At 50.9% G+C, this 9,783-nt stretch carries 14 protein-coding genes and 1 pseudogene; 1 reads left to right on the top strand and 14 read right to left on the bottom strand.

Going from position 1 to position 9,783, the window contains the following annotated elements; translation table 11 throughout:
* Positions 1–210: DapH/DapD/GlmU-related protein (locus HMPREF2606_RS02970; protein WP_283122335.1), on the top strand; the 210-nt coding region annotated here is incomplete at its 5' end.
* An 81-nt stretch (positions 211–291) separates the two neighbouring features.
* Here the strand turns inward: HMPREF2606_RS02970 and cysS are convergent.
* The 14 genes and pseudogenes from cysS to HMPREF2606_RS10610 form a co-directional block, all read right to left on the bottom strand.
* Positions 292–1,713: a cysteine--tRNA ligase gene (gene cysS / locus HMPREF2606_RS02975; protein WP_070843349.1), complete on the bottom strand. Its 1,422-nt coding sequence runs from the start codon at positions 1,711–1,713 to the stop codon at positions 292–294.
* A 29-nt stretch (positions 1,714–1,742) separates the two neighbouring features.
* Positions 1,743–2,186 (bottom strand): SRA domain-containing endonuclease, encoded by a 444-nt coding sequence (locus HMPREF2606_RS02980; protein WP_070843350.1) that lies wholly within the window; start codon positions 2,184–2,186, stop codon positions 1,743–1,745.
* Positions 2,187–2,225: 39 nt separating this feature from the next.
* Positions 2,226–3,380: a GTPase ObgE gene (gene obgE / locus HMPREF2606_RS02985; RefSeq protein WP_070843292.1), complete on the bottom strand. Its 1,155-nt coding sequence runs from the start codon at positions 3,378–3,380 to the stop codon at positions 2,226–2,228.
* A 143-nt stretch (positions 3,381–3,523) separates the two neighbouring features.
* The gene (locus HMPREF2606_RS02990; RefSeq protein ID WP_070629704.1) at positions 3,524–4,012 is read right to left on the bottom strand and encodes a peroxiredoxin family protein; all 489 of its coding nucleotides are present in this window, start codon (positions 4,010–4,012) and stop codon (positions 3,524–3,526) included.
* The gene (locus tag HMPREF2606_RS02995; protein WP_070629702.1) at positions 4,009–4,392 is read right to left on the bottom strand and encodes an acyl-CoA thioesterase; all 384 of its coding nucleotides are present in this window, start codon (positions 4,390–4,392) and stop codon (positions 4,009–4,011) included. Before HMPREF2606_RS02995 ends, HMPREF2606_RS02990 begins: the two co-directional genes overlap by 4 nt.
* Positions 4,392–4,754: a hypothetical protein gene (locus tag HMPREF2606_RS03000; protein ID WP_003681812.1), complete on the bottom strand. Its 363-nt coding sequence runs from the start codon at positions 4,752–4,754 to the stop codon at positions 4,392–4,394. The genes HMPREF2606_RS02995 and HMPREF2606_RS03000 overlap by 1 nt, the downstream gene beginning before the upstream one ends.
* A 114-nt stretch (positions 4,755–4,868) precedes the next feature.
* Entirely contained in the window at positions 4,869–5,696 is an 828-nt protein-coding gene (locus HMPREF2606_RS03005; RefSeq protein ID WP_070843293.1) for an MlaA family lipoprotein, read from the bottom strand.
* Complete coding sequence (locus HMPREF2606_RS03010; RefSeq protein ID WP_063069089.1) at positions 5,693–5,971, bottom strand: STAS domain-containing protein; 279 nt, start codon at positions 5,969–5,971, stop codon at positions 5,693–5,695. Before HMPREF2606_RS03010 ends, HMPREF2606_RS03005 begins: the two co-directional genes overlap by 4 nt.
* Positions 5,972–6,034: 63 nt before the next feature.
* Positions 6,035–6,625: an MlaC/ttg2D family ABC transporter substrate-binding protein gene (locus HMPREF2606_RS03015; protein WP_070843294.1), complete on the bottom strand. Its 591-nt coding sequence runs from the start codon at positions 6,623–6,625 to the stop codon at positions 6,035–6,037.
* A 32-nt stretch (positions 6,626–6,657) separates the two neighbouring features.
* Positions 6,658–7,152, bottom strand: a complete 495-nt coding sequence (mlaD, locus tag HMPREF2606_RS03020; RefSeq protein ID WP_036492156.1) for an outer membrane lipid asymmetry maintenance protein MlaD — start codon at positions 7,150–7,152, stop codon at positions 6,658–6,660.
* 49 nt (positions 7,153–7,201) lie between these two features.
* Positions 7,202–7,978, bottom strand: a complete 777-nt coding sequence (gene mlaE / locus HMPREF2606_RS03025; RefSeq protein ID WP_070843295.1) for a lipid asymmetry maintenance ABC transporter permease subunit MlaE — start codon at positions 7,976–7,978, stop codon at positions 7,202–7,204.
* Between the two features lie 65 nt (positions 7,979–8,043).
* Positions 8,044–8,844, bottom strand: a complete 801-nt coding sequence (locus HMPREF2606_RS03030; RefSeq protein WP_070632722.1) for an ABC transporter ATP-binding protein — start codon at positions 8,842–8,844, stop codon at positions 8,044–8,046.
* A 191-nt stretch (positions 8,845–9,035) separates the two neighbouring features.
* Positions 9,036–9,242: pseudogene (locus HMPREF2606_RS11290) on the bottom strand (hypothetical protein); the annotation flags it as partial.
* Positions 9,243–9,359: 117 nt separating this feature from the next.
* Positions 9,360–9,596, bottom strand: coding sequence for a YrhB domain-containing protein (locus HMPREF2606_RS10610; protein ID WP_083325215.1), 237 nt, complete (start codon positions 9,594–9,596; stop codon positions 9,360–9,362).
* Positions 9,597–9,783 lie beyond the last annotated feature (187 nt).

Here is a 9,783-nt window from a genome sequence, read left to right on the forward strand (position 1 = left end):
GGCTGTTGGGGAAGGGCTTTTTTGCAAAGGTCTCCGATTGTGATTGAGGATGATGTTTGGATCGGACGGCGCGCGATTATTATGGGCGGTGTCCGAGTAGGCAAAGGAGCGGTTATCGGCGCAGGGGCTGTGGTAACTAAAGATGTGTCGCCGTATTGCGTCGCTGCTGGGAATCCTGCGGTCATCAAGAAGAACCTGTTAGAAGATTAAGTACACACATCACGGTTTTCAACCAGATATAAAAAGGTCGTCTGAAAATGTTTTCAGACGACCTTTTTATATCAAATCAAATTAGCCGCGCCGCCAAGTCGTACCACCGGCGTTGTCTTCCAGAATGATTTTGTGTTCGTTCAGAAGGTCGCGGATACGGTCGGATTCCGCCCAGTTTTTATCCGCGCGTGCCTGTTTGCGGCGGGCGATTAAGTCTTCGATTTCTTCGTTGGAGAGGCCGTCTGAAACCGCGCCGCCTTGCAGAAACTCAATCGGATCACGTTGCAACAGGCCGATGATGCCGCCCAAAGTTTTCAGGCAGCCGGCGAGGTGTGCATCATTGGTTTTGTTAACTTCGCCTGCCAGCTCAAACAACACGGCAACCGCTTCGACCGTACCGAAATCGTCGTTCATGGCGGCGTAGAAGCGGCGGGTGTAGTCATTGGCGTTTTCAGATAAATCAAACTCAGCCGCTGGTGTGTTTTTCAACGTGGTGTACAGACGGGTCAGCGCACCTTTTGCGTCGTCCAAATGCGCGTCGGAGTAGTTCAACGGGCTGCGGTAGTGGGCGCGCAGAATGAAGAAACGCACGACTTCAGGGTCGTATTGTTTCAACACTTCGCGGATGGTGAAGAAGTTGCCCAACGATTTGGACATTTTTTCGCCGTCCACACGGATGAAGCCGTTGTGCAGCCAGTATTTGACGTGGCTGGCGATGCTTTGACCGTGATGGGTTTGCGCGTGGTCGTGGCCACAGGTATGACCGCTGGCACCGACGCTTTGGGCGATTTCATTTTCATGGTGCGGGAACTGCAAGTCCGCGCCGCCGCCGTGAATATCGAAAGTATCGCCGAACAGGTTTTCACTCATGGCAGAGCATTCAATATGCCAACCCGGACGGCCGTTGCCCCAAGGGCTTTCCCATGCCGGTTCGCCTGTTTTGGCCGCTTTCCACAATACAAAATCAAGCGGATCGCGTTTGAAACCGTCCACTTCCACACGCTCGCCTGCGCGCAGGTCGTCCAGCGATTTGCCCGACAATTGACCGTAAGCGGAAAATTCGCGCACGGCGTAATAAACGTCGCCGTTTGCGGCAGGATAGGCTTTGCCGTTTTGAATTAGGGTTTCAATCATGGCAATCATTTGCGGAATGTTTTCCGTCGCCTTTGGCTCAATATCCGGACGCAACACACCCAAAGCATCGGCATCTTCGTGCATAGCCTGAATGAAACGCGCGGTCAGTTCGCCGATGGTTTCGCCGTTTTCAGCTGCGCGGGCAATGATTTTGTCGTCAATGTCGGTAATGTTGCGCACATAAGTGAGCGGATAACCGCACTCGCGCAACCAGCGGGCAATCATGTCGAACACAACCATTACGCGGGCGTGGCCCAAGTGGCAATAGTCGTAAACGGTCATACCGCAAACGTACATACGCACGTTTTTAGGATCGATGGGGGAAAAGGGTTCTTTTTGGCGGGTAAGGGTGTTGTAGATGGTGGTCATGGGATTTTCAAATTTTGTATAAACTGGGGTTATTTGGACTTTTTGTGCAAGCAAAATTCAAATACGTTTCGTTCTGGGCCATTATTAGTTGCATGTGCTTTTTTAACTATATAAGGCTGATGCTCATCTAATGTAAATTCACCGATGTATCGGACATGAGCATTTAGTGTGTCATTAGCAAAAACACGGATGGTTTTTCCTGTCTGTTTATGTTCCAAGAGAGCTTTATTCCCATTGATCATACGCTGATCGCCACGTTGCCCTTCGCCACAATAAAACAGGGTGGTTCCCTTCTCATCCCAGCGATCATAATAGCCGTGGTCTTCGCCTTTTTCTGGGTGAGTAAAGAGGAAGATATTGGGCGTTTTTGCCGAAGCAGCAATGCCACTTTGTCTATTGCCACCGTATTGGTCATGTAATTCTGAACGGTTAATAACATCGTTTTCTCGTAAAGAGAAAGAGTTGGAAGACATGCGACTCTCCATTTTATTAAAAAGGCCGTCTGAAATTTTTTACTCCGGTTTAAACACGCCAGTATCCGTTTTAGGCTGCTGCTCGGCAATTTCGGCTTTTGCCACTACCTGTTCCGCTTCTGCTTTTTCGGCTTCGATGCGTTTTTTCTCGGTTAGGTATTGGTTGATTTGGTGTACCAATTCCTGCGTGCCTTGGTGGGTTAGTGCGCTGATTTGGAAGAGGCGCGGAGTTTCCATGTCGAATTGGAAGCGGTCGTCGGGTTTGGGGTAGTACCAGCCGATGGCTTCGAGGAAGGCGACGGTGCGCGTTTGGGCTTCTTCTTCGTCAAGCATGTCGAGTTTATTCAGCACCAGCCAGCGCGGTTTGCCGTAAAGTTCTTCATCGTATTTGCGCAATTCGTTGATGATGGCGAGTGCTTCTTCGGCCGGGTTGACGGTTTCGTCGAAGGGCGCCAAATCGACGACGTGCAGCAGCAGGCCGGTGCGCGATAAGTGTTTGAGGAAGCGGTGGCCGAGGCCTGCGCCTTCTGCTGCACCTTCAATCAGGCCGGGGATGTCTGCCATGACGAAGCTGTGGTTTTCGTCAATGCGCACGACGCCCAAGTTGGGATGCAGGGTGGTGAAGGGGTAGTTGGCGATTTTGGGGCGTGCGGCGGACACGGCGGTAATCAGTGTGGATTTACCGGCGTTGGGCATGCCTAATAAGCCGACATCGGCGAGGACTTTAAGCTCGAGTTGCAGGGAACGGGTTTCGCCTTCTTCGCCGGGGGTGGATTGTTTGGGCGCGCGGTTGACGGACGATTTGAAGTGGATGTTGCCCAAGCCGCCTTTGCCGCCTTTGGCGAGGCAGACGCGTTGGCCGTGATAAGTGAGGTCGGCAACGATTTCGTCGGTGTCGAGGTCGCGGATAAGGGTGCCGACGGGCATTTTGAGGACGATGTCGTCCGCACCTGCGCCGTAGCGGTCGGAGCCGTGGCCTTTTTCGCCGTTTTTGGCTTGGTAGCGTTTGACGAAGCGGTATTCGACGAGGGTGTTGGTGTTTTCATCGGCTTCTGCCCAAACGCTGCCGCCTTTGCCACCGTCGCCGCCGTCAGGGCCGCCTCGGGGTACGAATTTTTCGCGGCGGAAACTGGTTGCGCCATTACCGCCTTTGCCTGCGGCGACTTCGATTTTTGCTTCGTCGATAAATTTCATGATGTTCTCTTATGGGTATTCGGTTGTTTCAGACGGCCTTCGTTGATAGAGGAGCTTGGTGTCTGAACGGATAAAATGTTGCTTATTATAAAGGATATTTCGGTTTTAGGCCGTCTGAAATATGGTTTCAGACGGCCTTGGATTTATTGGGCGAGGGCTTGGTCGATTTCTTGATAGAGTTGGGAGAAATTGGGTTCGCCAACGTAGGTTTTGAGGATGTTGCCGTTTTTGTCGATCAGGACGGAAGTCGGGTAAACCTGTGTACCAAAGGCTTTTGCGGCAGTTTTGTCGGCATCGTATATGACGGTGAAAGGCAGGCCGTATTCTTTGACGTACTGATGGACGCTCTCAATAGGGTCGATGGGCTGGGCGATGCCGAGGACTTGGAAGTTTTTGCCTTGATAATCTTGGGCGGTTTTGATGATTTTAGGCATCTCGCTCACGCAGCCAGGGCAGGAGGGAAACCAGAAGTTGATGAGGGTGACTTTGCCTTTCAAGTCGGCGTTGGTAATGGTTTTGCCTTGCAGGTCAGGCAGGGCGAAATCAGGGGCGGCTTTGTTGCTGGGGATAAGGACGAAGGCAAGAAGCGCGCCAATCGTGGCAACGACAAGGAGTGTGAGTATTTTTTTCATGATTCGAGGTTTTGAATTGCGTGAGCTAAGGTTTGGGGAACGCTGATGCTGCGGCCGCTTTCGCTGCTGACGGGCATAAGGGTAACTTCGGCTTCGATGGCGGCTTTGCCGTTGGGTAGGGTCGCGGTTTGGCTGAGGATGATGTGGCGTGTGCCGATGTCTTTCAGACGGCCTGTAAAGGTCAAAACATCGCCTTCAAGCGACGGGCGGCGGTAGCGGATATCGATACGTGCAACAACGAGCATGATGCCTTCGAGTTCGGACAGAAGGTCATGCTCTTGAAAAAACGTCCAGCGCGCTTCTTCGAGAAATTCGAGATAGCGCGCATTGTTGACGTGGCCGTAGCCGTCGAGGTGGTAGTTGCGGACGGTCAGTTTCATCAGTTGAGATTGATGGGTTGGAACTCTTCGCGTGCGATGGGTTCGTGTTCGAGGTCGGTAATCACGGTGGAGAGTTGGATATCGAACCATTCGTTGAAAATGTCGGCGTCCAAATCAGGCCATTCGCTTTCGTCTTCGCACCAGTCGGCCAATTCGGCAGCAAAAATGTCTTCAAAGCGTGCTTCGATTTCGTCCCATACTTCGTCGGCGGTTTCGCACGGGCGAACGAGGTAGGAATTGGCATCGGCTTGGATATCTTCAAGCGTCAGGCCATCCAAGTGATTGCCGGGCAGGGATTTCAGCCAGTTCCAAAATGGATCGAGGGGGATAAGCAGGAAGACGCTGCGGTTGACTTCGTACATGGTGTTTTCCTTGGTTTCTGTATAGTTGAATGATATAGCAAAGGTGGTGGACTGGCTATCTTTTGGGGGATAAAGGCCGTCTGAATTTCAGACGGCCTTTATTTTTGGGAATAATCAGGGATTTTCTGATGGTGTTTGATGCAGGGTTTGGGGATTGGCTGTATCGGGGATTTCTGCCGGAGCGGTTTGGGGTGCTGCTACCGGTTCGGAAGTGGTGTTACTGTCCACCAAGTCATCGATGTCGATGTTGTCGTCTTCGCTTTGAGGAAGCGTGCCGCCGGTTTGTTGGGAGCGGACTTTCATGTAAAGGTCGCGTGTGTAGCTGTATTTGTCGATGGCTGCGCCTTCGAGGCTGTCGGTCAGGTCGAGCAGTTCTTCACGGGTGTTGATGGCTTGCTGGCCGGTTGTGCCCCAGCGTCCTGCTCTGGTGTGGAAGACGGCGTTTTTAACCGGATAGACGGTGGTGACGGCGTTGCCGACGGTATCGCGTACGGTAGATGGGCCGAGTAGGGGGACGACGAAGTAGTTGCTGTTTTTCCAGCCCCATGAGGCGAAGGTGTCGCCGAGGGTGTTTTTATTGTTGGGTACGCCGCCTGCACCGGCTACGTCGATTAAACCGCCAAGGCCGAAGGTGGTGTTGATACCAACGCGGACGAGGTCTTCGCTGGCGCGTTTGACGTCAAGGCGCAGAACATTGCTGCCGAAGCTGACGACATCGCGCAGGTTGTTGAAGAAGTTGCTCACGCCGGTACGCACCGGTTTGGGCGTTACTTTGCGATAACCGCGTGCGACGGGGGAAAGGACGTATTTGTCTGCTTTGTCGTTAAACTTGGAAACGGTACGGTTGTAGCCTTCGTAAGGGTCGGCCGGATTGCGTTCGGCAAGTGCGGGAGCGGAGGCAAGGCTGATGATGAGGCAAAGGGAAGCGGTGGTTTTTTTCATGATTGCAACCAGTCTTTGATTTCGTAAAGTTCGGCCAGTGCGCGGACGGAATCGGGAATGTTTTGAATGGTCGGTTTTTTGTCTGTCCGGCGCAGAGCGTTGAGCAGCAGGGAAACGCAGGCGGAATCTGCTTTGCCTACTTGGCTGAAGTCTATGTTGTCTGTTTCTTTCAGACGGCATTGCTGTTCGTAGCGCGCAAAGGCGGAGGCAGTCAGGGTTTTGACGGTAACGTCGCCGCTGATGTAGAGCGTGCCGTTGCGGATTTCTGTTTGCATGGTGTCTTTATGATGTAAGGCACCATGCCGTCTGAACATCAGGCGGCATGGTGCGGGGGTGGATTATTTACCGCCGTTTTTGGCTTTCAAATCGGCAATCAGGCCGTCGATGCCTTTGGCTTTGATGGTTTCGCCGAATTGGTTGCGGTATACGGTAACCAAGCTTGCGCCTTCGACTGCGACATTGTATGCGCGGTATTTGCTGCCGCTTTGGTAGGTGGTGAAGTCCATGTTGACCGGTTTTTGGCCGGAAACGTTGATTTCGGCGCGGACAACGACTTCTTTACCGCCTTTGTTGACGACAGGGTTGTCTTTGATGTTGACCTTGGCGTTTTTGAATTTCAGCATGGTGCCGGAGTAGGTGCGGATCAGCAGGGTTTGGAACTCTTTGGTCAACGCTTGTTTTTGTGCGTCAGTCGCAGTGCGCCATGGGTTGCCGACGGCCAAAGCGGTCATGCGTTGGAAGTCGAAGTAAGGGATGGCGTAGGCTTCGGCTTTTTGGCGTGCGGTGTTGGCGTCGCCGCTGTTGAGGATTTTCAGCACTTGAACGGAGTTTTCACGGACTTGGTTGACTGCGTCGGCAGGAGAGGCAAATGCCATGCTGATGCTCAATACGCCGATGCTCAATGCGCTGATGAAGGATGTTTTTTTCATGGGAGTGTCCTGAATATTGGGTTGATATGTGTTTATTGTTTGTTTTGACCGGCAGATTCACTGTCTGCGTTTTTTTCGGCAAAGCTGGTCATGAATTTGCCGATAAGGTTTTCCAAAACCATGGCGGAGCTGGTAACAGTAATGGTGTCGCCTGCCGCCAAAGAATCGGTATCGCCACCTTGTTGCAGGCCGATGTATTGTTCGCCCAACAGGCCTGAAGTCAGGATTTGTGCGGAAACGTCGCTGCTGAAATGATATTGGCTGTCCAGATTGAGGGCGACTTTTGCCTGATAGGATTTAGGGTCGAGCTGAATGGAGGCAACACGGCCCACCAGTACGCCTGCAGATTTGACCGGAGCGTTGGTTTTCAAGCCGCCGATGTCGCTGAAATCGGCATAGACGGTGTAGGTTTGAGAGGATTTGCCGAACGATTGTCCGCCGGCGGCGCGGAAGGCGAGAAAGCCAATAGCGGCCGCGCCCAGTAAGACAAACAGTCCTACCCAAAATTCCAAAGCATTTTTTTTCATGTGCTATTGTCCTTGTTTCATTCTTTTAAAGTGTCGTTTCAGACGGCCTTTAGTCGGTAAACATCCATGCGGTCAACATGAAGTCGACAGCGAGGATGGTCAGGGCGGAAGACACTACTGTGCGTGTACTGGCGCGCAAAATACCTTCTGAGGTCGGTACGCAGTGGAAGCCCTGATGTACGGCTATCAGCGTAACAGCTACGCCGAAAGCGGCGGATTTGATTAAGCCGTTGAGTACGTCGTAATGGAAGGTAATGTTGTTTTGCATTTGCGACCAGAAAATACCGCCGTCCAAACCCAGCCATTCGACACCGACCAAATACGCGCCGTAAATACCGGCAACGTTGAAAATCGAAGCCAGCAAAGGCATGGAAAACACGCCCGCCCAAAAGCGCGGCGCAACCACGCGTGCCACGGGGTCGACCGCCATCACGTTCATTGCTTCAAGCTGCTCGGTGGTTTTCATCAAGCCGATTTCGCTGGTCATGGCACCGCCCGCGCTGCTGGCAAACAGAATAGCAGACAATACGGGACCCAATTCACGCAACAGGGAAGCGGCAACCATATAACCCAAAATATCGGCGGATTTGAATTTTGCCAGCTGCGTATAGCCTTGCAAGCCCAATACCATGCCGACAAACAGGCCGGACACGGCAACAATCAGGACAGACAACACGCCTGCAAAGTAAACCTGGCGGATGCTCAGGCGCGGGCGGGTAAACGCCGTACCTGATTTGGCCAGGATATGCAGGAAAAACAGCGTAATGCTGCCCAGCGATTGGATGAAGCCGAGGGTTTTTGCCCCGACGGAACGGATAAAATTCATAGGTTTCAGTTGATTGGTTAAATGGTTTTCAGACGGCCTTGTTTAAAATTCAGGCCGTCTGAACATCAGCCCAGCAAGTCTTGTTTTAAAGTCGTTTGCGCCGGATAGCGGTATGCTACGGGACCGTCTGCCAAACCGCCGACAAACTGGCGTACCCAAGGCGAGTCGAGTTCGCGCATTTCTTCGGGCGAACCGGAGAACATGATTTCGCCGTGTGCCAAGAAAATGACTTGATCGACAATTTCCAGTGACTTTTCAATATCATGCGTTACCATGACGCTGGTTGAGCGCAGGGCTTTGTTGGCACGGCTGATGAGGTGGGCGATAACGCCCAGCGAAATCGGGTCGAGGCCGGTGAAAGGCTCGTCATACAACATGATTTCAGGGTCGAGCGCAATCGTACGCGCGAGGGCGACGCGGCGCGACATACCGCCGGAAAGCTCCGAAGGCATCAGGTTTTCAACACCGCGCAAACCGACTGCATTCAGTTTCAGCACCACCAAATCGCGGATGACCGCTTCAGGCAAATCCGTCAGCTCGCGCATGGGGAAGGCAATGTTGTCGAAGACGGATAAGTCGGTGAACAATGCGCCGTGTTGGAACAAAACGCCCATGCGGCGGCGGTGTTCGTACAGCTCCTGCGCCGAAAATGCGGCCAAATCGCGCCCTTCAATCAACACTTTTCCCGATTGTGGGCGGATTTGACCCGTAATCAGGCGCATCAGCGTGGTTTTACCGCTGCCCGAACCACCCATTACGGCGGCGAAATTTCCTTGTGGAATGCTGAAGTTGATGTTGTTCAGAATAGGACGGTCGCCATATGCGAAGGCAACGTCTTTCATTTCGATGAAGGGTGTGGAACTCATGCAGGAGAGGGGTGTCAAAAAATGTATTTTAATTACGGGTATTGTAAAGGGTATTGGATATTCGGGCAATTTTCAGACGGCCTGCGCTTAGGAATAACGGGTAAAAACGTGTGAAAGAATGCAGAAGCGTTGGTGCCACGGTCGTTTTGTCGCGTGTTGTGTCAAACATACAGACAGATGTGTAGGTATATTTGTATAGAAATACAAAAAACAACTGAATCAAATCCAATAAAAATATTTTTATCATCAAATATCAATACTTTTTTTGGGGGGAGCTTAGACAGGAAACAGCTAATCCAATATCTATATTGAATTCTTTGTGAAAAGAAAGAATAAAACATCGATAAATTTCCTTTTCTCTCTCTTATAGAGTTATAAGGATATTTCTTTAATCTCATTATTTTGCTCTGTGCCTAAAGCGTCCTGTTGGTCCATATATTTCACCCGTTATGAGCCTATTTTCATCCATATAGTTTCAAGTTTAGTGGGATACGGACTTAGCTAATGGGCTTAAATCAACGAATAGAAGGAACTCCTCCATTTTTAGAAACAAATATAGGCCAATTTCCAATAATAGATTTGTTTATATCCATTGTTTCTAAATATTCTTTTGACTGATATGGGAAAAACCATCCATCATCATTTTCTCGTACATGAGATTCAACTATTAACAATGAAATTCCCATTTCTTGCTCTATTTGACTTAAAAAAGATACTGCGATTTTCTTTGCTTCTTGATAAGTAATTATCATGGAAATACTCCAAATTGAAAATGTTTGAAGATAGTAAAATTGACTTCTCCTCCTTTTTGTATTTGCCCATCAATATACCTTTTTGGATAATTGCGCTTTATGGCTTGCTGGTTCGATGGCGTTAAACAAAGGCTGTCTGAAACGGTTTTTCTGTTTTCAGACGGCCTCTTAGCTCAAACCTTGAGAA

The sequence above is a fragment of the Neisseria sp. HMSC070H10 genome, assembly GCF_001837635.1.
Taxonomy (GTDB): Bacteria; Pseudomonadota; Gammaproteobacteria; order Burkholderiales; family Neisseriaceae; genus Neisseria; species Neisseria subflava_A.

Coding starts and splice junctions, on each gene's coding strand:
- cysS (WP_070843349.1), bottom strand. CDS start 1,713: ATGACCACCATCTACAACACCCTTACCCGCCAAAAAGAACCCTTTTCC.
- HMPREF2606_RS02980 (WP_070843350.1), bottom strand. CDS start 2,186: ATGTCTTCCAACTCTTTCTCTTTACGAGAAAACGATGTTATTAACCGT.
- obgE (WP_070843292.1), bottom strand. CDS start 3,380: ATGAAATTTATCGACGAAGCAAAAATCGAAGTCGCCGCAGGCAAAGGC.
- HMPREF2606_RS02990 (WP_070629704.1), bottom strand. CDS start 4,012: ATGAAAAAAATACTCACACTCCTTGTCGTTGCCACGATTGGCGCGCTT.
- HMPREF2606_RS02995 (WP_070629702.1), bottom strand. CDS start 4,392: ATGAAACTGACCGTCCGCAACTACCACCTCGACGGCTACGGCCACGTC.
- HMPREF2606_RS03000 (WP_003681812.1), bottom strand. CDS start 4,754: ATGTACGAAGTCAACCGCAGCGTCTTCCTGCTTATCCCCCTCGATCCA.
- HMPREF2606_RS03005 (WP_070843293.1), bottom strand. CDS start 5,696: ATGAAAAAAACCACCGCTTCCCTTTGCCTCATCATCAGCCTTGCCTCC.
- HMPREF2606_RS03010 (WP_063069089.1), bottom strand. CDS start 5,971: ATGCAAACAGAAATCCGCAACGGCACGCTCTACATCAGCGGCGACGTT.
- HMPREF2606_RS03015 (WP_070843294.1), bottom strand. CDS start 6,625: ATGAAAAAAACATCCTTCATCAGCGCATTGAGCATCGGCGTATTGAGC.
- mlaD (WP_036492156.1), bottom strand. CDS start 7,152: ATGAAAAAAAATGCTTTGGAATTTTGGGTAGGACTGTTTGTCTTACTG.
- mlaE (WP_070843295.1), bottom strand. CDS start 7,978: ATGAATTTTATCCGTTCCGTCGGGGCAAAAACCCTCGGCTTCATCCAA.
- HMPREF2606_RS03030 (WP_070632722.1), bottom strand. CDS start 8,844: ATGAGTTCCACACCCTTCATCGAAATGAAAGACGTTGCCTTCGCATAT.
- HMPREF2606_RS10610 (WP_083325215.1), bottom strand. CDS start 9,596: ATGATAATTACTTATCAAGAAGCAAAGAAAATCGCAGTATCTTTTTTA.